This window comes from Sphingobacterium thermophilum, from assembly GCF_039541675.1.
Taxonomy (GTDB): domain Bacteria; phylum Bacteroidota; class Bacteroidia; order Sphingobacteriales; family Sphingobacteriaceae; genus Sphingobacterium; species Sphingobacterium thermophilum.
This window is the reverse complement of the sequence record NZ_BAABGR010000006.1, coordinates 504,305-530,432: the sequence shown is the minus strand read 5'-3', so window position 1 is coordinate 530,432 and position 26,128 is coordinate 504,305. Positions and strand designations below refer to the sequence as shown.

General features: G+C 40.2%; 19 protein-coding genes. 8 read left to right on the top strand and 11 right to left on the bottom strand.

Annotated features, from left to right (window positions below; genetic code table 11):
* The first annotated feature begins 65 nt into the window (after positions 1-65).
* Positions 66-2,186: a catalase gene (locus ABD873_RS04425; protein WP_345065153.1), complete on the top strand. Its 2,121-nt coding sequence runs from the start codon at positions 66-68 to the stop codon at positions 2,184-2,186.
* Between the two features lie 24 nt (positions 2,187-2,210).
* Here the strand turns inward: ABD873_RS04425 and ABD873_RS04420 are convergent, their stop codons facing one another.
* On the bottom strand, positions 2,211-2,435 hold the full coding sequence (locus ABD873_RS04420; RefSeq protein WP_039052840.1) for a hypothetical protein: 225 nt from the start codon (positions 2,433-2,435) through the stop codon (positions 2,211-2,213).
* 190 nt (positions 2,436-2,625) lie between these two features.
* Between ABD873_RS04420 and ABD873_RS04415 the strand changes: the two genes are divergently transcribed.
* Genes ABD873_RS04415 through ABD873_RS04400 form a run of 4 tightly spaced genes read left to right on the top strand, consistent with a single transcriptional unit; the run spans position 2,626 to position 6,660 of the window.
* The gene (locus tag ABD873_RS04415) at positions 2,626-3,327 is read left to right on the top strand and encodes an ABC transporter ATP-binding protein (RefSeq protein ID WP_345065150.1); all 702 of its coding nucleotides are present in this window, start codon (positions 2,626-2,628) and stop codon (positions 3,325-3,327) included.
* Complete coding sequence (locus tag ABD873_RS04410) at positions 3,308-4,255, top strand: efflux RND transporter periplasmic adaptor subunit (protein WP_345065146.1); 948 nt, start codon at positions 3,308-3,310, stop codon at positions 4,253-4,255. The genes ABD873_RS04415 and ABD873_RS04410 overlap by 20 nt, the downstream gene beginning before the upstream one ends.
* 1 nt (position 4,256) lies before the next feature.
* Entirely contained in the window at positions 4,257-5,390 is a 1,134-nt protein-coding gene (locus ABD873_RS04405; RefSeq protein WP_345065143.1) for an ABC transporter permease, read from the top strand.
* 1 nt (position 5,391) lies between these two features.
* Positions 5,392-6,660 carry a TolC family protein gene (locus ABD873_RS04400; RefSeq protein ID WP_345065140.1) on the top strand — a complete coding sequence of 423 codons (1,269 nt, stop codon included), beginning with the start codon at positions 5,392-5,394 and terminating at the stop codon, positions 6,658-6,660.
* A gap of 6 nt (positions 6,661-6,666) precedes the next feature.
* Here ABD873_RS04400 and ABD873_RS04395 read toward each other — a convergent pair whose 3' ends face one another.
* Positions 6,667-7,203: a helix-turn-helix domain-containing protein gene (locus ABD873_RS04395; protein ID WP_039052825.1), complete on the bottom strand. Its 537-nt coding sequence runs from the start codon at positions 7,201-7,203 to the stop codon at positions 6,667-6,669.
* 193 nt (positions 7,204-7,396) lie between these two features.
* Here ABD873_RS04395 and ABD873_RS04390 point away from each other — a divergent pair, with 193 nt between their 5' ends.
* Both ABD873_RS04390 and ABD873_RS04385 read left to right on the top strand, forming a co-directional pair.
* A complete protein-coding gene (locus ABD873_RS04390; protein WP_345065136.1) occupies positions 7,397-7,963 on the top strand; it encodes a GNAT family N-acetyltransferase in 567 nt (188 codons plus the stop codon).
* Complete coding sequence (locus ABD873_RS04385; protein WP_345065133.1) at positions 7,960-8,808, top strand: GNAT family N-acetyltransferase; 849 nt, start codon at positions 7,960-7,962, stop codon at positions 8,806-8,808. The genes ABD873_RS04390 and ABD873_RS04385 overlap by 4 nt, the downstream gene beginning before the upstream one ends.
* A 2-nt stretch (positions 8,809-8,810) precedes the next feature.
* Here the strand turns inward: ABD873_RS04385 and pdeM are convergent, their stop codons facing one another.
* From pdeM to ABD873_RS04365, 4 genes are read right to left on the bottom strand one after another with little or no spacing between them, the layout of a single operon-like run.
* Positions 8,811-9,458, bottom strand: coding sequence for a ligase-associated DNA damage response endonuclease PdeM (gene pdeM, locus ABD873_RS04380; RefSeq protein ID WP_039052827.1), 648 nt, complete (start codon positions 9,456-9,458; stop codon positions 8,811-8,813).
* The gene (locus tag ABD873_RS04375) at positions 9,455-11,914 is read right to left on the bottom strand and encodes a ligase-associated DNA damage response DEXH box helicase (RefSeq protein WP_345065128.1); all 2,460 of its coding nucleotides are present in this window, start codon (positions 11,912-11,914) and stop codon (positions 9,455-9,457) included. Before ABD873_RS04375 ends, pdeM begins: the two co-directional genes overlap by 4 nt.
* A gap of 21 nt (positions 11,915-11,935) precedes the next feature.
* A complete protein-coding gene (locus tag ABD873_RS04370; RefSeq protein ID WP_345065125.1) occupies positions 11,936-13,516 on the bottom strand; it encodes an ATP-dependent DNA ligase in 1,581 nt (526 codons plus the stop codon).
* The gene (locus tag ABD873_RS04365) at positions 13,513-14,526 is read right to left on the bottom strand and encodes a ligase-associated DNA damage response exonuclease (protein ID WP_345065123.1); all 1,014 of its coding nucleotides are present in this window, start codon (positions 14,524-14,526) and stop codon (positions 13,513-13,515) included. The genes ABD873_RS04370 and ABD873_RS04365 overlap by 4 nt, the downstream gene beginning before the upstream one ends.
* 316 nt (positions 14,527-14,842) lie before the next feature.
* Between ABD873_RS04365 and ABD873_RS04360 the strand changes: the two genes are divergently transcribed.
* Positions 14,843-16,777 (top strand): ATP-binding response regulator, encoded by a 1,935-nt coding sequence (locus tag ABD873_RS04360; protein ID WP_345065120.1) that lies wholly within the window; start codon positions 14,843-14,845, stop codon positions 16,775-16,777.
* A gap of 60 nt (positions 16,778-16,837) precedes the next feature.
* Here ABD873_RS04360 and ABD873_RS04355 read toward each other — a convergent pair whose 3' ends face one another.
* The 5 genes from ABD873_RS04355 to ABD873_RS04335 form a co-directional block, all read right to left on the bottom strand.
* Complete coding sequence (locus ABD873_RS04355) at positions 16,838-19,099, bottom strand: glycoside hydrolase family 95 protein (RefSeq protein WP_345065117.1); 2,262 nt, start codon at positions 19,097-19,099, stop codon at positions 16,838-16,840.
* Between the two features lie 278 nt (positions 19,100-19,377).
* Complete coding sequence (locus tag ABD873_RS04350) at positions 19,378-21,669, bottom strand: GH92 family glycosyl hydrolase (RefSeq protein ID WP_345065114.1); 2,292 nt, start codon at positions 21,667-21,669, stop codon at positions 19,378-19,380.
* Between the two features lie 71 nt (positions 21,670-21,740).
* Positions 21,741-22,712 carry an NAD(P)H-quinone oxidoreductase gene (locus ABD873_RS04345; RefSeq protein WP_316929715.1) on the bottom strand — a complete coding sequence of 324 codons (972 nt, stop codon included), beginning with the start codon at positions 22,710-22,712 and terminating at the stop codon, positions 21,741-21,743.
* The gene (locus ABD873_RS04340) at positions 22,713-25,391 is read right to left on the bottom strand and encodes an outer membrane beta-barrel protein (protein ID WP_345065109.1); all 2,679 of its coding nucleotides are present in this window, start codon (positions 25,389-25,391) and stop codon (positions 22,713-22,715) included. It lies immediately after the preceding gene.
* Positions 25,392-25,596: 205 nt separating this feature from the next.
* Positions 25,597-26,124, bottom strand: coding sequence for a ferritin (locus ABD873_RS04335; RefSeq protein WP_345065106.1), 528 nt, complete (start codon positions 26,122-26,124; stop codon positions 25,597-25,599).
* Positions 26,125-26,128 lie beyond the last annotated feature (4 nt).

Here is a 26,128-nt window from a genome sequence, read left to right as displayed (position 1 = left end):
CCTTCCAACCATCTGTTCTTCTAATTAAGCACAGAGTGCTGGATTATTCACTAAAACTTTAAATTATGAAAGAGAAAAATGCAAACAAAAAGGTTGAGCATATTCATAAGTATGTCGTAGACAATACGGACAAGAGGATGACTACCAATGATGGTGTCCCCATACATGACAATAACAATACATTAAAAGGCGGAGAGCGAGGTCCTTCCCTGTTGGAAGATTTCATCTATCAGGACAAGATGGCGCATTTCGACAGAGAAAGAATCCCTGAACGTGTTGTTCATGCCCGAGGATCAGGAGCTCATGGAATCTTTGAAGCTAAAGCCGATATGTCGAAATTAACAAAGGCTAAGTTTCTCAAAAAGGGAACTATCACGCCTGTTTTTGTACGATTTTCCACTGTGGCTGGATTCAAAGGATCGACAGATCTGGCTCGTGATGTACGCGGATTTTCGGTAAAGTTTTATACCGAAGAAGGAAACTATGATTTGGTAGGTAACAACATACCGGTATTTTTTATTCAGGATGCCATGAACTTTCCTGACTTAGTGCATGCGGTGAAGCCCGAACCCGACAATGAGATGCCACAAGCAGCTTCTGCCCACGACACCTTCTGGGATTTTATTTCCTTGATGCCTGAAGCAGCCCATATGATCATGTGGGTAATGTCGGACAGAGCTATTCCACGTTCCTTTAGGATGATGGAAGGCTTCGGTGTCCATACGTTCAAATTTGTAAATGAGGAAGGTAAAGGTACTTTCGTCAAATTCCATTGGAAACCCCGACTGGGTGTTCATAGCGTAGCCTGGCAGGAAGCACAAAAAATTTCAGGATATGATGCTGATTTTCACCGTCGCGACCTGTGGGAAGCTATAGACAAAGGTCATTTTCCTCAATGGGACCTCGGCGTACAACTGATTCCGGAAGAAGATGAAGACAAGTTTTCTTTCGACCTATTGGATCCTACCAAGATTATTCCCGAAGAGCTGGTGCCGGTACAGATTATAGGTACTATGACTCTCAACAAAAACCCGGATAACTTCTTTGCAGAGACCGAACAGATAGCTTTCGATCCTGGGAGATTAGTTCCAGGTATAGACTTCTCTAACGACCCTTTATTGCAAGGAAGAGTTTTCTCGTATGCAGACACACAAAATTACAGGTTGGGAGGTCCTAACTTTCATGAAATACCTATCAATAGACCTGTCAACGGAAAACACAACAACCAGAAAGATGGTTTCGGCCGCCAAGATATCCTCAAAGGAAACACATCTTATTTTCCTAATAGCACAGGAGGTGGATGCCCTTACCATGCTATGTTAAATGGTGAAAAAGGCTTTGAATCCCATGCTGAAAAAATAGATGGCAGAAAGATTAGAGGACGGTCAACGTCTTTCGCGGATCATTTTACGCAAGCTCGTCTTTTCTTCCATTCTCAATCTCCCGAAGAACAAGAACATATCATTTCGGCTTACAGCTTTGAGCTTTCCAAAGTTAATGACCCTAAGATTCGTGAGCGTGAATTAGCAATTCTACATCAGATAGATAAGGATTTAGCTAAAAGTGTAGGTAAAAATTTGGGAATAACCCCTCCAAGCACTTTGGATCCGCTGACCGTTCAATTTGCCAAACAGAATCATCCGGAATACCCCATTCAGGCGCCTACACCTGAAGTTACGGTGTCCAAAGCTTTAAGTATGCATATTCAACCTGGAGAAGGAAATATAGAGAGCCGTAAGGTCGCTTTTCTAGTAGCCGACGGCGTAAGTAAGGCCAGTGTAGATGAGATGAAAGCAGCCCTAGAAGCTGAAGGGGCCGAAGCTGTATTGGTAAGCACCCATGTGGGAAAAATGACATTTAAGGAAGGCGATACCGAAGAGGTGCAGCACACTTTTCTTACCGATGCTTCGGTGTGTTATGACGCCATATATACGCCAGAAGGAGATTCAATAAAAACATTGATGCAGGAACCGGATTATTTTCAATTTCTAAATGAAGCGTACCGTCATTGCAAAGCTATAGCTTTTGATAAAGGTGCTGAAAAGCTTATCGAACAAACGCTTATCAAAAAAGTGGATGAAGGTATCATACTAGCTTCGAAGGGTAATCTCACTAAGGACTTTATTTTTGTCATGAAAGGTCATAGAGTCTGGGAAAGAGAAAAAGATAGAAAAGTAGCTGTATAAAAATAAAGAGGAGTAAACAGATGTTTACTCCTCTTCCATTTCATGTCCATTTCGTTCGTTGTTGATATGATAGGTATAGTTGGTGCAGATAATAATATCGTTGGCATCGAAATGCTTAACTATTCCATTGTGTTCCAAAGTCACTACCCAACACGAATTTTGGTGCATACCATAATCGATCAAAAAAAGCGCATGTCCCTTGCCTAAAGGCGTATCCACATAAATCGTGGGATTAAGCTGCAAGATCATATTTTTTCCTCCTCTTATTGATTGAACATATGAGCATAGAAAATTGTTTATGAAGAACAACAACATTTTGTCATGTAACACAACAAAATAGCAAAGGGCATATGATGACCCAACACTTTTTTTAGAACAGAAAATCTATATTGGAAAAGCCACTTTATTTTAATATATTGCTTTATAATAAATGCTGTGTATGGAAAAAGAAATCGTTCGGCTGGAAAGCGTTAAGAAAATTTATAAAACTGGCGATACAACCATAACAGCGTTGGACACCACCACCATAAGCTTCGAAACCAGCAAGCTAACACTTATCATGGGACCATCGGGTAGCGGAAAGACTACGCTACTCTCCATTTTAGGATGTGTAATATATCCTAGTGAAGGACAAGTATTTTATAAAGGACAAAATATTACGAACCTTTCCGAATCCCAATTGGCAGATCTGCGACTGAGGGAAATAGGCTTTGTATTTCAACATTTTAATCTTATAGAGCCCTTGAATGCGTTGGAAAATGTGATGCAGCCCTTACGTCTTCAACGTGTAAGTAAAGCACAAGCCAAACAAATGGCTGAAAAAGCTCTAAAAGATGTAGGTCTTTCGCAACGCATGTATAATCTTCCCAAAAAATTGAGTGGAGGACAAAAGCAACGTGTAGCCATTGCGCGCGCTTTGGTAACTAATCCTACCATGATTTTATGTGATGAACCTACGGCGTCTTTAGACGCTAAAAGTGCGGAAGCAATCATGACAGAACTCAAATCTTTCGCACAACAAGATAAAGCCGTTATCATTGTAACGCATGACCTTCGACTGCGTAAATATGCAGATAAGGTTATTTATGTGGAAGAAGGAAAAGTCTCCAATACGATTAAAGATGAAAAAGTTTATAAGTAAAATATGTGCCATATCGGTATTGTCCATAGTGGCAGCATGTTCTTCCAAAGAAGACAAAAACACCTCAGAACGTAGTGATAAAGCTATTCTTCAAGAGGTTACAGAGGTAAAAGCTATAGGAAAGGTGATTCCCGCAGAGACCGAGGCAATCATTGCTAGTGATGTCACCGGAATAGTGGATCAGGTGCTTGTCAAAGAAGGCGATAGTGTACGGCAAGGACAGGTTGTTGTTGTTCTCAAGAAAGACAATATAACTTTGGATGTCCGAGAATCCGAATTGCAGTTGCAAAACCTCAAAGAGCAGAACAAATCACTGTTGGCCGATATCGAGAAGGCCGAAATTTTTGCTAAAGAGCTACAGGAAAAATACGAAACCTCAAAGATGCTGTTTGCTCAAAATGCTGAAACACGGGAAAAGATGGATGCCGACTATTCCAGTTGGCAGCAACAGCTGACCACCATCAAAGGGTTAAAACATAAACTTCTCGCACAACAGCAATCAGAACGTGAACAGGCCGTTAAAGTTCAAAAATCAAAAAATACTGCGGAAAGTTATTTAATCAAAGCGGTTAAGGCTGGTATAATTACTGAGCTGAAGGCAATGCCAGGACAACATATCAATACCACGGAAGTTCTAGGAAAAATCATTAACACTACGAATCCTGTCATTGAAGCAGAGGTCGATGAACTGTTTGCCAATGATATACGCTCCGGTCAGAAGGTATTTATTCTACCTATAGGAAGAAAAGATACTCTCGCAATAGGAAGCATTTTTTATACCGACCCCATATTGTCAAATAAATCCATTTTATATGAATCGGCAAATGAAAGTGAAGATCGTCGCGTAAGACGCATAAAAATTAACATGGAAGACAACAACATTTTGGTTATCAATGCCAAGGTGGATTGTATAATACAGATAAAATAATATGCTTGCCCTAGCTTACAAGTTTATCCGATATGATCGTGCGAAAAGCATAGGCATCATCACGGCAATAGTCATCAGTATATTTTTGATAGGTCAACAACTAAGTCTGATGTTTTTCCTTATGGGACTGATGGGCAACCTTGTAGGAAACGCTTATGTGTCAGATAATCAGCTTTGGATTATAGAATCACAAAGCTCAAATATCAATGCCGTAAATGTCATCGACAGACGTCTGGTGCAGCAGATAGCAAGTCTACCCGAAGTTGAAAGCACCTACCCTGTCGTAGTAGCTCCTGCCCAAGCTTCATTTCTGGATGGCAAGACTGCTCCCGTGACACTCATTGGCACCAATTCTCCTTCCTTCATCATGGGGCCCTTAGAGTCGAAAATCCACGAAGGTAGGTTAATAGACCTTATACAACCAGCTTCGGTAAGTGCTGAGCTTTATAATGCGAAAACTTGGAAAACAACATTAGAACTTAATAAACCTATTGAAATAAATGGTAAGAGTGCCAAAATAGCTCTGATAACAAAAAATGCACAGACATTTGGTGCTAGCATCATGTATACTTCTATAGAAAATGCGCAAATGCTGGGAAATGTCTCCCCTTCCAAGGTGAGTATCATCATCGCTACAGTGAAAAATGTTGAAGATAAAGCTAAAGTCCGACGTGATATAGAACAGCTATTTCCCAACCTACGGGCTTGGGATGCCAATAAGCTTAAAAACTCGTCGGTGATGGAAATTATGATAACCTCCAACATGGGGATGAGTTTTGGTACATTGGTGCTTTTTGCCATGATAAGTGGTTTCTTTATCATTGGTCTAACCCTATATTCTTCTGCGTTGGATAGAATAAAAGACTATGGAACACTAAAGGCTATTGGAGCAAAGAAAAGATATGTAAATCGCCTTATTATCGCTCAGGCATTTCTATATGCACTTATAGGTTTCGTAATTGCGATGATATTACTTGTAGGCTTCAAGTTTGGGGTGGCCACCTCAGGACTTATTATCGACCTGACACCGGCATTCATATTGTTTTTACTTATCATCACCTTGTTGATCTCTGTGGGAGGTTCTCTCTTTGCCGTCCGCAAAATCTCCAAGTTAGAGCCTGCATCTGTATTCTGATATGAAAAAATTTGCCATAATTATACTGCTTGCGTCACCACAATATCTGTGGGCACAAAGTCTTAGCATTCAAGACTTATGGAACCAATATAGAGGTAACAGCAAATACCAACAAACAGTACTGAATACACAAATTAAAACACAGGAGTTGAAAGAACTGCAAACAGACCGCATTCCTGTATTCTATGTTGATGGTAACCTTCAACACAATATCATCATTCCCACCACACCTGTGCCAGCCATAGCCTTTGATCCCTCCGCACAAGAAGGAGCTATCATACCGTTGAAGTTTGCGACAAAATGGTCTTCAAAAGCGGGAGTGCAAGTTCAATGGAAACTGTTTGACCCGCAGCGTAAGTACAGTGAAGACCAGAAATCCTTGGAAATAGAAAAGGCAGAAATAGAATTGCAACGCACAGAAGAAAATTGGAAAAAGGATGCAACATTAGCCTATGCTGCGGTAGTATTGGCAAGTTATCAATATCAGTCTGCCCTTGAAGACTCCGTTGCCTATGCTGAGATTCTCCAAATAACGAAAAACCGCTATAAGGTAGGAAGAGAAAGTTCATCCAATTATATAAGCGCACAACAGCAATTTGAAAGACAGCTCATCCAACTTTATGAAGCGTTCTATGTATTAAAACAGGCTGATTTAGAGCTTAATAATTATATTGACATAAAGCAATACAAGAATTTATCGTCAGGATTTGAAGATATAAAAAATGCCATTTCACCACGTGATAAAAATTACTATGACATACAGTCTTTAATGGTCGACAAACGTATAGTTGACAACCAATGGATAGCGGCAAAAAGACAATGGCTCCCATCCTTAACCTTAAACGGATATCTTGGCGAGCAATATTATAGCAATGAATTAAGAATCACACGCAAAGAAGAGTGGTTTGGCAACAGCTTTATCAATTTGGCATTAAGAATTCCTCTTTCATCCTATTTTACTGGCCAAGCTACACTCCGTAAGATCCAGCTCAACAGCAAACTTATAGATCTGCAAATCACGGAAAAGCAGGCGGATGATCAATCTTTACACAATAAAAAACAACTTAAGATTGCTGCGGCAGAAGAAAAGTTGCACAGACTGGAAAAGATTAAAGCCCTAGCCTTACAGGACATGAACGAACAACGGGAAGCCTATAAAGCGGGAAGAGCCCTCATCACAATGTATAATCAGTCTTTGACAAACTATAAAAAAGCAGAGCAGGATGTTTGGCAGGCACAATACGACTTAATAAAAACCATCTTAGATTGAGATTTACTAATTTTTATGTTCTGCGCGGAATGCAGATGGTGTCATGCCGATGTGTTGTTTAAACTGGCTGGCAAAATGTTGCGGACTGCTGTATCCTAAAGCGTAAGCTATGGAACTTAGATCTTTATCGCTATATTTCAGCATTTCCTTAGCTCTGTCCAGCCGCAGTTCAATAAAATATTTCTCTATTGTCTTATTTTCTGTTTTTGAAAAAAGGTCGCTTAAGTAGCTGTATTCATATGGCAGCTTATCACGGACATATGCTGACATCTTTAAAGCCTTGCCCTGTGCCAGCTGTTCTAAGTATTCGACAAGGCTGGCTTTTATAGCTTGAATTATTTTTTCTGTTTTGTCCTCCACAATCTCAAAGCCCACCCTCTCCAATTCTTCTTTCAGCAAAGTCATACGTTCTTCCGAAGGCTGTTCCGACAGCTCTATCTCTCCCATATTAACCGAAAAGTTTCTAAAGCCCAGCTTTTCCAATATGCTTTCGGTAACGATAACACACCGACTACAAACCATATGGGAAACTGTGATTTTCATAACGGATTAACTTTACTAATCAAAGATATTTATTTCTAATTACTTATCTTGTATAGCACAAAATTACTTTACTTATAAATGACTACCAGGTAATACATCAGAATTATTCTCCAAATTATTTTCTTCCTATATTGAAAAAAAATAAATACTTATTCCAGTAGCTTTACTTCCTCCAATTACGTTTTAACACTATATGACTATACTGATACACATAAAAATTAATGACGATATAGAGCTGTGCCAGCTTCAGAGAGAAGATGCACAGGACATCTATAGTACCATCGACGGCGAAAGAGCTTTTCTGGGACGATGGCTTCCTTTTGTGTCTTTTACCCAAGATATTGTGGATACGCAAGCCTATGTGGACTCCATCGTCAATGCACCTGAAAGCTCTTATGAATATGTTTTTACTATCCGTGAAAATGGAAAATTCGTTGGAATGATAGGTCTTGTCCGTAGCGACTATAACAATAAGAAGACAGAAATTGGTTATTGGATGTCCGAAAAAAGCCAACACAAAGGCATCATGTCCCGAAGTGTCAAAGCTTTGTGCCGCTTCGCCTTTGAAGAGCTGCACATGAACAGAATTATGATAAAATGCGCTGTGGGTAACACAGCTAGTAGTAACATTCCCAAACGTCTGGGATTCACTTTCGAAGGTATCGAACGTCAAGGAGAGCTATTTCCTGACGGTCATTTCGAGGATTTAGAGATTTACAGTTTACTCAAATCGGAATTTATCAGCCCTAACAACCTATGATTACCATCAAAACTTTAGAAGGAATAGATATTCCTACCCTCACAAACACTTTTAACCAAGCTTTTTCGGACTACCTTGTGTCGCTGCAACTTACGGAAGAACAGCTTAAGTCCAAACTTATTGCCGATGATACATTTCTTCAATATTCCGTAGGCGCATTTTCCCATAATCAGCTGGTAGGATTTATCTTGCATGGCTTTCGTCAGGAAGACGGCAAAAGGAGAATATACAACGGAGGTACCGGAGTCATTCCAGAGTACAGAGGCGACAGACTTACCGTTTCCATGTATAAACATATATTGCCTGTACTGAAGGCGCATCACATTCACGAGATTGTGTTGGAAGTGCTTGAAAACAATACGAAAGCTTTACAATCCTACGAAACGGCCGGCTTTAAAGCAAATCGAATGGTAAAATGCTATTCGGGAAAGGTAAGCATCAACACTATCAATCAGGACATACAGATTAAGGCTATAGAAAATCCTGATTGGCAAAAGCTAACAAGATTCTGGGACTTCCTGCCTACTTGGCAAAATACGGTACAATCCGTACAGAATTTGAGAGATACTGTCGTAGTTATAGGTGCATACTTATCCGATGAATTAGTGGGTTACGTATCATTTAATCCAATGTCAAAACGCATTCAACAGCTTGCTGTAAATCCTTCGTCCAGAAATAAAGGTATCGGAGCGACATTGATCCATTACTTGATAACAAATTATTCGCATGAGCTTAGCATCATGAATGTCGAAGATAATCATCCACAAACGCACAACTTTCTTGCACGGCTAGGACTTCAAAATACCGTCAATCAAATAGAGATGGTGCTAAGAATCGAGGGATAATATCACTTTATGGGTATTATCCCATTTTCAAGTATGGCATATTGAGTGGTTTCCTCCAGTTGGAATTGGGTGTCCAGTCCGGTAAAATGGCTGAAAGCAGGAAGCACAATCTTTTGGGGGCTTACCACAAAGCAAGGCAAGCGAACGAATTTTTGGGTAGGAAGACGTAAGCTAACACCAGGATGCACATGACCACAAATCTGATAGGTGCTTCCGGATAATGGTGCATGTACGAAAGTAATATTCCCCAAAGTATAGTGTGGTAATACTGTCAGCAATCCAAGTTCATCGAACTCTTGAGCTGTCAACCTATCGTGGTTTCCTCTGACGAGGATAAATTCTATGGCGGTATATTTCTCAAGGAAATCCTTAAAGTCTAATACTTCCGTATTTTTTCCGGCATGGATAAGGTCTCCTACAATTATAATTCTTTTAGGAAAATAATGCGCGATAAGCTTTTCGAGTAAGGTAAGATCTTTAAGATGGATTTCTGAGGTGATAGGAATGCCGTTTTTACGGAAATGAGCCGCCTTTCCCAAATGGAGGTCGGAGAGTATCAAAGCCTCCCTATCCTTCCAATATAGGGCTCTTCGGTTTGTTAATGTAAGCTGCTCGTCCGCCCAAATTATTTGTTGTTCGTAAATAATCATTTCCTCTTACTTTTGTAACGGTTGCTCCTTTCTTGCATTCGCAATATACGGGCAGCCAGATCTTCGCTGGATAAGGACTGCCGCAGGCTATCTACCTTTATAGGAAAACTCAAAGGTGTAAAACTTTCTACTATTTTATAAATTATGGTTGAAGCATTGATTCTTTCAAAGGCTGCTGTGAGTCGCGGCTCTTCCAGCTGTTGGTTAAACACCTCTGTATACGCCTGTTTCAGCAGAAGATTGTGTGGTTCATGCTCTTCCAAAACCTGAAATATGATGCCGGCCGATGCCTGTAAAGACTTGTTGCTTTGTTGACGTCCATGATGGTTTTGAATAACATATCCCGCAATGACCGCTATATCACGAAACTTACGTTTGGCCATCTCCGTAGCATTGATACTGGCTGAAACATCCTTCATAAGATCATCTTTTCTCAAAATATAGTGCAGCTGCTCTTCCGTTAAGACAATATCCTTGTCGGAGAAAAGTTCAAAACCATAGTCGTTCATGGCCATGGAGAAACTGATAGGATATAACTGGCTGATACGGTAAGCCATAAGACTGGCCATCACTTCGTGTACAAGTCGCCCCTCGAAAGGATACATGAATAGATGGCATCCCTCTTTAGTGGTGATCTTCTCTACAAGGAATTCATCTTCTGAAGGAATATGGGATTTGTTCTGTTGACTTTCTACCAAAAGAAAAAGGAAGTTGAGTTCCTTATCCTTTGAGGAAGGTGCTTTAGACTCGGCAAGCTTTTTACGAAGCAGAAAACCCAAATTAGAACTTAGAGGAAGCCGTCCACCCAACCAGCTTGGGGTGATGCCCCTGCCTTGTGAGGCTTTGACATAAACGGTCATCTCTTTCATACGCAAATACTCTAATACTCTTCCTGCAAGGATAAATTTGTCCCCTTCCTTCAATTTGGAAATAAAGTATTCTTCTACCATTCCTATATATCCCCCACCGAGAAATTTTACCTTAACCATAGCATCTGAAACTATGACTCCGAGGTTCATCCGATGGAGCATAGCGATACGGCGCCGCTCTACAACATATATTCCTTCTTCATTTTTCACTACCTTATGGAAATCTTCATACCGACGTCCTATTTTTCCTCCCACAGTGATAAAGGTTATGCACCACTCCCAATCCTCCTTTGTCATCCATTGAAAAGAGAACGTGTTCTTTACGATATCGAAGAGTTCTTCATAGTCGAAGCCTCCACCTAAGGCTACGGTAACCATAAATTGAACTAAGACATCATAGCATAAAACTAAAGGCTCTCTATTTTCTATGACATTGCGCTTTACCGCCTCTTTGAGAGCTGAAACTTCTATAAGTTCTAAAGAATGGGTAGGTACAAAATAAATTTTGGATACTTCGAAAGGTGAATGGCCACTTCGCCCGGCTCTTTGCATGAAGCGAGCCACCCCTTTACTTGACCCTACTTGTATTACTGTATCTACTGGCTTAAAGTCGACTCCTAAATCTAACGAAGAAGTTGCCACTACAGCCTTCAGCTTTCCCATACTCAAAGCCTCTTCTATCCAGTTGCGGATGTCCGCATCTATAGAGCTATGATGTAAGGCCAACTGTCCAGCAAAAGCGGGATAAGCATCTAGCAAAAGTTGATACCAATATTCGCTCTGGCTACGCGTATTAGTAAAGATAATTGTAGACTTACTTTGGAGGATAATGGGAACCACCTGTTCCACTAACTTTGCCCCCAGATGCCCTGCCCAAGGGAGAATCTCCACATCCGGAGGAAATACGGAGATGATTTCCATCTCTTTCTTTTCCTTGGCTATGATTTTTGCTCTTTTGTTGCTTTGAGGTAATAAGACCTGTAAGGCTTCATTGAGATTACCTATGGTTGCCGTGATCCCCCATATTAACAGCGAAGGGTTTCTATGCTTTAGATAGGATGCTGCAAGCTCTACCATCACCCCTCTTTTCGTGCTAAGAAGCTCGTGCCATTCGTCGATTACCACAGCTTTCAACGTACGGAAAAATTTATCTCTTCCTTTTTGCGCGAGTAGAAGATGCCAACTTTCCGGAGTTAGCAGCAAAACATCAGGCATCTGACGGCTTTGCCGCTGCTTTACTTTCACATCGGTATCTCCATTGCGTACTTCTACCACCCAGTCCAGACCTATCTGATCCACCACCTCCTGCATGGCACGCGCTAAGTCCTTGGCTAAAGATCGTAGAGGCGTTATCCATATCACTTTCAGACCGCTTTTATAATGCTCGGGATGATTCATATAGTCTATCAATATTCCTATGAAAACGGAATATGTCTTTCCGAAACCTGTAGGAGCTACGACCATACCGCTATATCCCTGAGCTATCTTTTTCCACGTCTGAAGCTGAAAGGAAAAAGGTTCCCTCGTCTGCTGTTGCAGCCAAGTCAAGACTGTCCGAAAACCGTATGACTGTTCAAAAGAATTCAACGTTCTATTTTTAGGATTAAATTAATGAATTAATTTCTTAATGGATGCCAAATCATCGATTTCTTCTACCGTCTTATCTTTACGCCAACGTACTATTCGAGGAAAGCGCAGTGCCACCCCCGCCTTATGTCTACTGCTCCATCCTATACCTTCAAAAGCTATCTCGAAAACCAATAGGGGCTTCACTGTACGTACGGGACCAAACTTTTCTATTGCATTTTTATTCACAAAACGGCTTACTTCTTGGATTTCTTTATCTGTCAATCCTGAATAAGCTTTGGCAATGGTGACCAGCTTATCGCCATCCCGCACAGCAAATGTATAATCCGTGTAGTAGCTGCTACGACGGCCACTACCCTTCTGTGCATAGATAAGCACGGCATCAATGGTCAGTGGGTCTATCTTCCATTTCCACCAATCTCCTTTTTTGCGGCCTACATGATATACCGATTTTTTATGTTTAAGCATCAAACCTTCACTATTGATTTGCCGAGCTTCTTCTCTTATTACTTTTAGTTGTCCTAATGACTTTTCCGCAATGACAGGCGAAAGATGGATTTGGGTAGAAGGATTATTCCGGATAAGTTTTTCCAGCAAAGCCCTGCGCCTATCCATTGCCCATTCCCTTAAATCAACCCCTCGATATTCTAAAATATCGTACACGTACATGCCTACCGGCACTTCAGACAAAATTTTCTTTGATAGTACTTTGCGGTTAAGCCGTTTTTGTAGGGCTGTAAAGTTTAATATTTCACCATTAGATATAGCCAATATCTCACCATCCAATACAAAATCTCCTTTCCATTGGGCGACTTCCTCCACTATTTCGGGAAACTGCGAGGTGACGAGCTCTTCGCCTCTCGACCAAATAAAAATTTCATCTTTCCTTTTAATAAGCTGACCGCGAATGCCATCCCATTTATATTCAATCTGCCATTGTGAAAGGTCCTTTAAAGTTTCTTCCACATCTTCTATAGGATAGGCTAAGCAGAAAGGATAGGGTTTGGAAAGGTTGTTATCTACATAATGTCCATGAACGAGCTCTTCGAAAGCAGATTCTTCCACTTCCCATTCTCCCATAATGCTATGAGACACTGCGCTAGGCTCTAGACCGTAATACGAGGAAATAGCGTTGATAAGTCCTTTTGCCGATATACCTAAGCGGAAACTTCCTCCTAAAAGCTTGTTGAACAAAAAGCGTTCTTGATGCGGTAAATTATCCCAAGCTTGCAATACAAAGTTTCTTTTATCCTCTTCAGATGTGAACTCAAGGGCACGAATCCGATGCATCCACTCTGCCAGCGAGTAATCCCAATATCCCTTTGGAGGTGGAAGTAATAGGGATAATGTCTCACCCAAATCACCTACGGAACTATAAGATTCCTGAAACAACCATTCAGGTAAGCCTGTCGTTTCAAGTACCCATTCTCTCATCAGTTTTGTTGAGACAGTACGTTTAGGTCTTTTTCCTGAAAATAAGGCTAATAACCAAAGTTTATCTTTGTCGTCAGCTACATTCAAAAAAACATGAACAGCCATCATCTTTTGACTTGTCTTATTGGTGCTATCTAACGCATACACCAGTCGGGCAAAAGCTTTCATACGTTTCCCTCCAGTTCGATAGCATTACTCTCTTCTTCACCATAAGCTGTCATCACTTCTTCTGCCTCATACCCTAGTTCGCAAAGATACTTGCGGAAAATAGTCGTCTGTCCATGTGTGATATATATCTTTTCTGCTTCTGTACTTCTGATTGCCTTTAAAAGGTCGTTCCAGTCCGCATGATCGCTAAGAGCAAAACCTGCATCGGCACTACGCCAACGACGGGCACCGCGCACTGTCATCCAACCCGAACAGATGGCGTATGACATGTTGGGAATCTTTTTAATAACCTTGCTTTCTATCATCGCCGGTGGCAACACCACAATGCCTTGGTCAACATACTTTATATCTTCCCGAAAATCTAATACTTCATACTTTGGAAGTTCTATGCCTATACTTTCATATACTTGGTTAATCCTATGAATGGAATGATGAACATATGTAGGTGCCACATCTGCTACAGCCTTCAATATACGTTGCGCCTTACCTAATGAATAACCTACAAATACCGACGTCCGGCCATAAGATTGATTATGTGCTATCCATTGACGTAACTCCTCCTCCTGCTTATCTATATCGTTCCACTGGTATATAGGAAGACCAAAGGTACTCTCACTAACAAATTCATGGCATCGTATGGGTTCAAAAGGCGTAGATAGTCCGTCGTCCTGAAGTTTATAATCTCCCGAAACCACAACTACCTTCCCTTTGTATTCCATGCGGATTTGCGCGGAGCCCACCACATGTCCCGCCGGATGAAAGGAAACACGAACGCCATTGATGACTATGGTTTCATTAAAGCCAATACCTTCCACCGTTATATCCGGCCCCAATCGACTTTGAAGGATAGGAACACTAAAATGATGACATAAATATTTTTTCATCCCCCGGTGTGCATGATCTCCATGTCCATGGGTAATTAATGCTCTCTCTACAGGCTTCCATGGGTCTATATAGAATTTGCCGGGCACACAATATATTCCTTCGTGCCGAAATTGAATAATCTGCATGATGAGATAACCATTTATCTCTCATAAAGTTTTTATAGAATTTAGATGATTCTAAAATATTTGTTTTACGATAAATTTATCTTTACATACTATTTAGTAACTTTGGTGTAGGATTTTAACATTTAATCATCTTTTTGTCGTGGCGGAGAAAAATACATTCTATTTAAGGCTTCTGTTACCGGGAACAGTAATAGTTACAAGCTTAATCCTATGTGTAATTTTCTTTTTTCAATACAAGGAATATAAGGAAGTCGAAGCTAGGCTTAATAAAGCATACGAGACTAAGACAAATTCTTCTCCTATCATCTATGAGCTGATGACTACTTTCAGTGAAGTAGACAATTTATTCCGACTATATGCGGTGTCCTTTGATAAGGATAACCTAAAAGCTTATCAAGATAAACTGGATACGTTGAATGATATCATCACGAGAGTAGACAGCATACAACAGCTAAAAATAAGTGCCACAAACAATATTATTGATCAAAATATAGCCCTTCAATATGTCCAGCTCAAAAAGAGGATTGACGACCTCATTACCTTTGCAGACGAAAAGCTGGCAAACAACACTACGGACTTGAACAGCAGACGATTAAGTCGTTCAAGGATGACTACAGACTCCTTGATGAAGAATATCATGCGTGACACCTCTTACAAGGATGTGATGCAGGACACTATAGTGCGTAAAAAGCAAAGTCTGTTCAAACGGATTTTCAACGCCAAAGACGATACCACTTTCAATCAGGTTAAAAAAGAGATGTTTAATGTAAATCAGCTAAACATCATCGAAAAAAATGTTGAAAATCTTGTTCAGGCTAATGAAAGAGTCTATAACAGAAATTTCAGAGAACTGCAACGCATATATCTTCTTTCTAAGGAACAGGAGCGTAACCTCATCACCTCCAATTACTCTTTACTCAGCGACTTGAAAAAGACTATAGACGATATCAAGGAGCAAGAAGCTCAACTTCTTCGGGAATCCGAAAAATCTGATTATTTTCTACTTCAGAAGAATTCCCATAAGTTCGGCATCTATGCCATGATGGCATTGGGAATAATCTTTCTTATGCTGATATTTATTGTTTATTATCAATATCTTGTTGCAAATTACGAAAGTAAAATCATTAAGGAAAAAGAATATGCAGCCAACGTTGCAGAAGAAAAAACCAACCTCTTAGCGAATATAAGTCACGAAATAAGAACGCCATTGATTTCTCTGCAAGGTGTTGTTCAGTTATTGAAAAACAATGAATTTACTCCGGAGAAGTTGGATAGAACTCTTATTAACAATATTGACCAAGATATCAGTGTCATCAACAACAGTATCAATGATATTTTGAGTCTCAGCAAAATCGAATCTGGCAACATGGAGGTTGTCATGGATGAAGTATATATAGCCAAAATCATTGAAGATACATATAGCCTCCATACGTTTCAGGCAAGCAACAAAGGTTTGAAGTTGAATAAAGAAAATAACCTGAAACATAATCTCAAAATTATCTCTAATGAATTTAGATTACGTCAAATTATCTCTAATCTGATATCCAACGCCATCAAATATACAGAGAAAGGATCGGTGACCATCCGTGCTTATATTAGCAACAATCAGATTTTCGTCGATGTAGAAGATACAGGAATAGGTATCGAAAAAAGTAAGCAGGAGCAAATCTTCCGTAAATACTATATAGTAGAAAACAAGAAGACAGGCTTCGGACTAGGATTGCATATTTCGCAGTTACTAGCTAATCAGATAAACGGAAAACTTTCAGTAAAAAGTCAGCTTGGAAAGGGATCGACCTTCACTCTTCAAATTCCTTTGAAGCTAGCGCAAGGTCAGAAAAACCAGAAGAAAGATTCAATGCCATCGTCAAAGACAGACCTATCGAAAGACCTATCTATAGTACTTATTGACGATAATAAAATCAATCTTTTGCTGGCAAAACAAATGTTTAAAGATTTTGAGCATGTATCTTTCTTTGAGGATGCTGCAGATGCACTCAACTTCATAAAGCAATACAAAACGGATATTGTTGTTACAGATGTCATAATGCCTCATATGTCGGGATGGGATTTGTTAGATGCCATCAAGTCTTCTGCAAAGTTGAAACATATACTTGTATTTGCTAATACGGCAGATGAAGCGGTGGCCGAAAATAATCACTCTTCATCCAACCATGCTTTTGATGGGATAATCACTAAACCTATTAGCGTCCAAAAGCTTGCCGAAGCATACAAAAAAATAAAAGAATAGGCTGTTTGCCTATTCTTTTTTCATTAAACTAAAAGCTAACAACATACTTAAATAACCCTTTTAGAAACGGTTACTTAGATCATAGGTCTGATTTTTATTTGTTTTAACCTTAATTTTTTTGCCTTTATACTGCACTACAGCTTCACCTCCATTTCGGGAATGTAAAAGAAGTTTTTCCAGTTTTCCTGCTTTCCAGGATACGTTAACCTCGAAAGCACCACGCGCCACCAGTCCCGAATAGGCCCCTTCATTCCATGCTTCAGGTACCGCCGGTAGCACATGTATTATGCCCTCATGGCTTTGTAGTAGCATCTCTGCTATGCCTGCCGTTCCTCCGAAATTTCCATCAATCTGAAAAGGAGGATGTGTATCGAAAAGGTTGTTTAATGTCGATTTTGCCAACAGGTCCTGAACATTCTTCCAGGCTTCCTCTCCATCGAGCAGACGGGCATAAAAGTTGATAATCCATGCTCTGCTCCATCCCGTATGTCCTCCTCCATGAGTAAGCCTTCTTGTCAGTGTATGACGGGCCGCCTCAAAAAGCTCCGGTGTCGCCGGAGTAATAAGATTGGCAGGATATAATCCTACGAGCTGAGACATATGTCTATGACCCGGCTCTACTTCCTCATAATCCGCTATCCATTCCTGGACTATACCATACTTTTGGCTCACCTTTGTAGGTGGTATTCTTTTTAACGTAGCTTTAAGCTGTTTCAAAAATTGAGGATCTTCACCTACTATATTTCCAGCGTCTATACAGGCCTGATAAAAAGCGGTGATGAGTTGGTTATCTATAGTTGGTGCATATGTTAATTGTTCTGCTTTGCCGTTAGCCAGACGGAAACTATTTTCGGGTGACATTGATGGCGCGGTAACCAAATAACCATTGGGAGCTTCAATCAAAAAGCTCTCTACATACTCTGCGGCCTCCCGCATTATAGGATAAATTTTGTCTTTAAGATATTGCTTATCTTGAGTAAAAAGATAGTTTTCCCAAAGGTTGAGACAAAGCCATACCCCCGATAGTGGTGAAGTACCCCAATGTATTCCTGAAATAATGCCTGATTTTCCGAAGACGTCCGTAGCATGATGTATGGTCCATCCTTTGGCCTTATACATCTTCTGCGCAGTGATACGTCCCGGCACCCGCAAGCGATCCACAAACTCCACATACGGACGTACCGTCTCCGAAAGATTGGTCACATCAGCAGGCCAGTAATTCATCTGTACATTTATGTTGGTATGGTAATCCGACTTCCATGGTGCTTCAAAATGCTCATTCCATATGCCCTGCAGATTAGCAGGCAAAACGCCGGGAGCTCGAGAGCTAGAAAGCAGAAGATATCTCCCATATTGAAAATAAAGGCTTACCAACCCCAAATCGGCTTTACCTTCCTTCACACGCTGTAGGCGTACATCCGTCGGAAGATTTTGGTTATCTTCATTTCCCAAATGCAATGATACGCGCTTAAAATAGGGTTGATAATCTGCCAGATGATTTTGTTTTAACCTTTCAAACGAATAACTTTCAGCTTGACGGATTAATTTTTTGGATATGTCATAAGGATCAATGTCTCGATTAAAGTTAAGCTGTGAAAGGTCGTAGTCCGTCGCTGCCGTAAAAATCAATAAAGCCTCATCTGCGTCGGTAACTATCACGGTATTGTTCAGACTATGCATTTCTCCTCCTTGCGGAATAATGCGTAAGGCGGCAGCAAACTTCATATGCAGTCCACCAGGTCCCATACTCTCCGAAGGGAGATCGACAAGCTGTCCCTGCATGAGTAACATTCCTTGGCCTTCAGCTTGTACTGTGGCATCATATTGCCTTGCCAGTGTGGCTTTGAAACTAAGTCCTCTCGCCTTATCACTGCTGAGTCGAATGACCATTACATTTTGTGGAGCAGAAATGAAATATTCTCTTTTATAGCGTACTCCATTAACGGAATAACTGACTTCACTTATAGCTTCTTCCAAATTCAAGCTGCGACGATAACTAGCAACAGGTCCTTCATGTGCAAAGTCTAAATATATGTTTCCTAAAGTCTGATATGAACGAAAGTCCGCAGGGGTGGCCAACAGATATTGCTTTGCTAACTCATGAGCCTTATCGTTGTCTCCTGCCAACAACAATCGTCGTATCTCATCGATATGCTGACCTGCCTGTGGGTTAGTATTATCAAAATTGGAACCTCCGACCAGGCTTTCTTCGTTAAGTTGAATAATATCTTTTTGCACTCCCCCATATACCATCGCACCTAAACGTCCATTGCCTATTGGCAGTGCTTCATTCCAATTCTTGGCCGCTTGTTTATACCACAAGAGGAGATCACTCTGAGCTCGAAGATTATAAAAGTTGAAGAAAAGGAGAAAAATTAAACAATATCTCCAATTGACATGACACAAAAAATTCATTGTCTATAAATTATAAAATAAGACTATTAAGTATTGTTAGGTTACTGAGTAATAAACAGAAATACCGGTTAGTATCTGTGATACTAAAATACCGGCATTTCAGCGAATAAAAGTAAACCATATTACCCAATACTTATCTTATTTTATCATCCATGAAAGTGGAAGGCTTTATTTTTCCTAGAACATTAATCATGAGTACTTAACGAATACGGAAAATCCGATGACTGGATACCTCTTTTTGTATTCGGTTTATTATCCATAGTAAAATTCAACTTTGCTCCTTTTATAAGCTCGGAATGCTTTAAATAATTCTTACTATAGCTCTTGCCATTGAGTGTCAAATCTTTGATATATCTATTCTCTGCGCTATTGTTCACGCTACGGATTTCTATTGTTTTACCGTTACTAAGATGCAGCTTGACTTCATCGAAGAGCGGCGAGCCTATAACATATTCGTCCACCGCTGGCGTTACTGGATAAAATCCCAAAGCAGAGAAAACATACCAGGCGGAAGTTTGTCCGTTGTCTTCATCACCACAGTAGCCATCCGGATTAGGAGAATACATCCTGTCCATGGTTTCTCTCACCCAGAACTGGGTTTTCCAAGGTGCCCCGACATAATTATATAGATATGCCATATGCTGTATAGGCTGATTGCCGTGTGCGTATTGTCCCATATTGACAATCTGCATCTCACGGATTTCATGGATAGGAAAACCATAATAGCTGTCATCAAATATAGGAGGCAAAATGAACACAGAATCTAACTTATTCTCCATCGCTTTATTGCCACCCATCAGCTTGGCTAGCCCTGCAAAATCTTGGAATACTGACCAACTGTAATGCCAGCTGTTACCTTCAGTAAAAGCGTCTCCCCATTTAAACGGATTAAATGGAGATTGGAAGGAACCGTCCTTATTCTTTCCTCGCATCAGTCCTGTCGCGGGATCAAAAAGTTTTTTGTAATTGAACGATCTATCCTTGTAGAATTGTAAATCGTCTTTTCCTTTACCTATAGCTTTGGCCAGCTGATAAATTGCGAAATCATCATACGCATATTCCAGTGTACGAGCAGCATTTTCGTTGATCTTAACATCGTAAGGAACATAGCCCAGCTCATTATAATACTCCGCTCCGGCTCTTCCAACAGCAGGAAGAGGTCCTGCATTTTTGGAGCCCTTTACTACAGCTTCATATAGGGTTTCGATATCCTTGCTTCGCACCCCCTTTATCCATGCATCAGCCACCACAGAAGCTGAATTGTTGCCAACCATAACATTACGATAGCCTGGACTAGCCCATTCCGGCAGCCATCCTCCCTCACGATAAGCGTTGGCTAAGCCATCTTGCATCTTAAGACTCATCTCCGGGTACATGAGATTCAGGAAAGGGAACAAACAGCGAAATGTATCCCAAAACCCCGTGTCTGTAAACATATATCCGGGTAGTACCTGACCATTATATGGTGAATAGTGAACGATATCCCCGTTTTCGTTGTATTCATAAAATGTCCTTGGAAACAACAGTGAACGGTATAAGCAAGAATAGAAAGTTCGTAACTGATCGATTGTACCACCGCGCACTTCTATCTTGCCTAACTCCTTATTCCATATGGATTCTGCCTCACTTTTTACTATTTCAAAGGTTTTATCACCAATCTCCTTAAGGTTTCGCTCCGCCTGTTCGTTCGAAATAAAAGAAGAAGCTACCTTCATCAAAAGAGGATCATCTTTGCCTTTCACGGAAAAGCCTATCAGAGCTCCTACATGCTCTGCCTTAACACTATACCTTCCATCCTCCAGCACAGAGTCTGCAAAGGTGGAAATATCTTTAAAAGGCTTATTGAATTCCAAAACAAAATAATTCTTGAAATTGCTTGGAACTCCTCCACTATTTTTTGTCGAATAACCAATAATCTTATTTTCTTGAGGCAAAACTTCCACATAAGATCCTTTATCGAAAGCATCCAACAGCACGTAAGCCTCTTCCGTTTGCGGAAAGGTAAAGCGGAAATAAGCAGCTCTGGATGTAGGTGTCACTTCTACCTTCGTATCATAATCTGCCAGATATACCGAATAATAATGTGGTTTAGCAACTTCTGCTTTATGGGAGAAATAGCTGGCTCTTTTTTCCTGATCGAAGGTTTTATTTCCCACCATAGCCATAATACTGAACTGACCATAGTCGTTCATCCAGGGCGAAGGCTGATGGGTTTGTTTGATACCTCGGATTTTCTCCGCCGTATAGGTATACATCCATCCATCTCCCATCTTTCCGGTTTGAGGGCTCCAGAAATTCATCCCCCAAGGCACAGCAATAGCCGGATATGTATTGCCACTGGACAAAAAATATGTTGACTGCGTTCCTACTAAAGTACTTACATAATCCAACGGCTTTCCAACCTGACTTATTCGCTGGGCATGACCAACACTTGCGGACAACAGAAGTATGGAAAATACAAGGAATTTAAGTTTCATAATGGTTACAATTATTTACCTAAAGATGTAAATAATTATTCATACTTCCAAAGCTAAATTATTTTAGCTCTTTAAAAAGAGAGGACTATCTTCCCTAAAATCTCGCTACTTTCCATCAGTCGATGAGCTTCCCAAGCTTCCACAAACGGCACTACCTTATAGATAGGAAGAATCAATTTTCTTTCGTTAATGAGTGGAAGAAGATGGGCTTTGATATCTGCTGTAAGAGCCTCTTTAAAAGCGCTGTCTCTATTGCGTAAAGTACTACCGGTGATGGTTAGTCTTTTCTGCATAAGCTTAAGGATATTTAGCGTGACCTTCACGCCTTGCATGGCATTGATGTACACTAATCTTCCTTCTTCACGCAGTACATGAATGTTTTTTTCGAAATACTCTCCTCCTATAAAGTCGAGTACGACATCTACCCCTTTATCTTTCAGTCCCATTTCAAAATCAGAAGTCGAATAATCAATGATTATATCGGCTCCCAATTGTTTCACAAATTCTTTTTTGGCAGCACCACGAACGGTTGTCGCTACTTCTGCTCCCCAAAGCTTTGAAAGCAATATAGCAGTACTACCTATACCTCCTGCACCGCCATGGATTAAAATCCTTTCACCCTTAGTAAGGTTGGCTCTCTGAAAGACATTATGCCATACCGTATATATTGTCTCGGGCATGGCGGCAGCCTCTTCAAATGTTAGGCTTTCCGGCAATGGAATACAAACGCCGCTGTGAGCTGCAACAAATTCGGCGTAACCGCCTCCGGCTACCAAAGCCATGACACGATCGCCCAAATTCAGCTCTTTTACGTTCTCTCCTATTGCGGCTATGGTACCCGCCACCTCTAAGCCAAGAACATCCTGTACTACCCCTTGCGGGGCAGGATATTTCCCTAAACGTTGCAATACGTCCGGTCTATTAACTCCGGCGGCATGCACCCTGATAAGCACCTCATCTGCCGATATGGTAGGTATATCTCTTTCCTGAACCTGCAATACTTCCGGACCACCGGCTGTTGTCATCACTACTGCTTTCATCATTTATTTTTGAAGTCGGATATTTAAAGCCAACATAATGTATCTGCCCAAGCGGCTTTTACGCTCCTCATATAGATCATTTCCAATATATTCCGAATAAATTCCCATATTAGTATTCTGATCGAAGATATCGTATGCATGGATGCGTAGCATGGCTGTCCTATTTTGCAAAAAGGAATATTCTATAAATGCATTCATCAATGTCTGGTTTACATTCATGAAATTATTGAAATACCCATCATTGTTACGTTGCGACATTTCCACCCCCATAGAGAAATTGTCCTTTACATAACCTTTTATCCCCAATCCCAAAAACAAAGATTGCACATTGATTCTTGTTCGGAAAGGAATATCATAGCGGGCATAATTTTGGGAATAGACGGCATTCAATGAAGATTCAACATATTCATCCAAAGAATATTTCAATTTCAATGCCTGTTGGAACAAAAACTGTTTGGTGGTTCTCTTACGATCTTCGATGAATGAAAGGTTATTGAAATAGTTTACACTTCCATCTAGGTTGAGTTGCCAGCTGTCTCCTCCCAAAGGCGTATTGAAAATATAATTTAACTTCCAATCGTAATATCCATTGGTATTGCGGAATGTAGTCTGCTGGATGGTAGTGTTTTCTAAAGGCTTTTTGTCATTAACAATTTTATCTTTTACCTTGTTGAAGATAAAGCTGGTTTCTAGATATTGCATGCGTACCGGAAAAAACGCTCTTACCGTGCTGAGAAAACTATGAGTAAACTCCGACTTCAACTCCGGATTACCGATGATGATATTCCTCGAGTTCGTGTTATTCCTTACAGGGGCAATTTGGAAAAAACTCGGCTCGTTATTTTTACCTTTATAGCTCAACTGGAAATCCAGATTATTCGAAATCTTATATGTAAGGTTTGATGTAGGTACCAAATTGATGTTGTCGTAGCTGTATGTTAAGGTGTCGTTCAGAATTTCCCCCAGCATCTTAATAGGTTGTACGGCAAAACCTATGTTAAACTTCAGTTTCTTCGGAAGGTTATATTGGTAAGTAATGCCCATCTTATTGGTGAAATATTGATAACCATAATCTACCGTCAAAGAGTCAATAATTCCTCGAGGTTGATTATTAATCCAGTTGTATGTATATCGGCTAGCGTCAATTCTGTTGTGTTCGAATTCATACTTGAATTCAAACAATCCATTATTCAGAAAAGGTTCTACATAAGACATCATCAGATTTTTGGAATCGTTATAATTTTTCATATCCACAAACTGATGATTTAGCTCCATCACCGTATCTAATGACATCTGATAAGCTACCGTATATTCCTCGTCAACGTACTCTCTGTCGGTAAGTTTGTGGGCACGTAAGCCCATCTTACCCACAAACTTCCGATTCTTGTTCTCGAAATTCTTCACAAAGGTCATTTCGACATTTCCCATAGGAAGAACCTGTTTGGTAGAGTCTGTATTGTTACCTTTATTTTGTAAGAATGAGTTACTCAATTCTGTTTTTCGCTCATTCATATAGGATTTATTATGTAAAGTGAAGTTACCTTCTATTTTCAGCAAGTCCTCATTCTCAAATTTTTTATCCAGCAAAAACCTGAGATTATGATTATAGTCGTTTTGTATGATATCAAAATCTTCTGTCTTAGTGATGGTATTGCCTGTATAGGCTGACTTCATGTTTGAAAAACCTGTAACCTGACTATTCTTATGTATAAAATTATAAGCTCCACTTAGTCTGGTCCGGGAATTAATTTTTTTGACCCAGTTAGTTCCTATGGAGTAAGTCGTATTGATGCCGTCCGTAGGATCAATATATTCATCAATATCAAAAGATTTAGTATTGCGGCTCCCTCCCATAATATCGCCGAAAGAAAATAAATTCGTATTGGTATTATTGATAGATCCAAGGATAGAGATCTCGTTACCATCGTCAAATCTGTTGATGCCGAAGCTTCCTAGGTAGCGTTGGTTGGTTCCTGCTCCAAAAGTGAGCTGTCCAAAATGGAATATTTTACGGTCTTCTTTTAGGTTTATGTTCAATATTTTCTCGGTGGCCTGATTGTCCACAATGCCGTTGTCGGTGGCATCATTCTCATTGCGAACTTCTATAAGTTGAATATTGTTGATATAATCCACCGGAAGGTTTTTTGTCGCCGTAAGTACGTCTCCACCAAAAAAATCATTATTATTTACCCTAACCCTCCGTATATGGGTACCATTAAAATATACAGATCCGTCGCGCAACACCTGAAAGCCGGGGAGTTTCTTAAGACCATCTTCCAGAAGGGCGTGCTTACCGAACGTAAACGCTCCCATATTATACTGAATCGTATCTCCATTGACCACAATAGGAATTACCTTGGTCACTGTGACATCTTCTATGATAAAAGCTGCCCTACTCAATATTACATTGGGAAGTTTATTGTTGATTAAATCTTTACGTGTAAAGAAAAACTCTTCATAGGCATACCCTAAGATCGAAAACCCTAAATGAATGGTATAGGTTTCCCTTGGAAGAGTAAAGCTGTAAATCCCCCTACCGTTGGTGATAGCAAACAGCGTGTCTTTAGGTGTATAAAGACGTACGTTTACATCTTTAATAGGATAGCCCGCAGTATCCAAGACCACCCCGCTGAAGTGTTCCTGTCCAAAAACTATTTGAGTTGTAATACATACAACCAGCATAAAAAAACACCCTGTCTTTGTTAATAAACTTCGCACAACTCAAACTAGCTTATACAGCAATCAAGATAATAAATATTGTAGATTCAAAAAATTACACCGGCAACTTTTACCCTATATTTAACGTAAAATAATAAGTATTAGTATAAAAAAAAGCGAGATATAAAAGTTTATATCTCGCTTCGCTATTAATTATTAGCTTTCTTTCTTATTCTCCATCGAAAGAAACTTTCACCAAATGTCTGTCAATTTCCCAACGGCCGGTACCCTCTTCACCGATAACGTCAAACAATTCCAAGATGCGTCTTGCAACATACTCTTCTTCCACTTGCTCCTCTAAGAACCATTGTAAGAAGTTAAAAGTAACATAGTCCTTTGCCTTCACACAGGTGTCAGCAATTTTGTTGAACTGTTCAGTTACAAACATCTCTTGCTCTAATGTCTGCTCGAAAACACCTCTGAACGACTCAAATTCCGAAGGAATATTAGTTATCTCCGGTGAAATAGGTTTACCTCCGCGGCTGCTGATATAATGAAAAAGCTTCAACATATGCTGACGCTCTTCATCCGACTGCTTCGCAAAGAATTTTGCCGCATTGTCCAACCCTTGATCTTCACACCATGCCGACATAGAAAGGTATAGTGCCGAAGAATGCGCTTCTACTTTAATCTGTGCGTTCAAAATATTTTCGATCTCTTCTGATAAAGATGATTTTAGTTTCAATAAGTCTTTCATATGA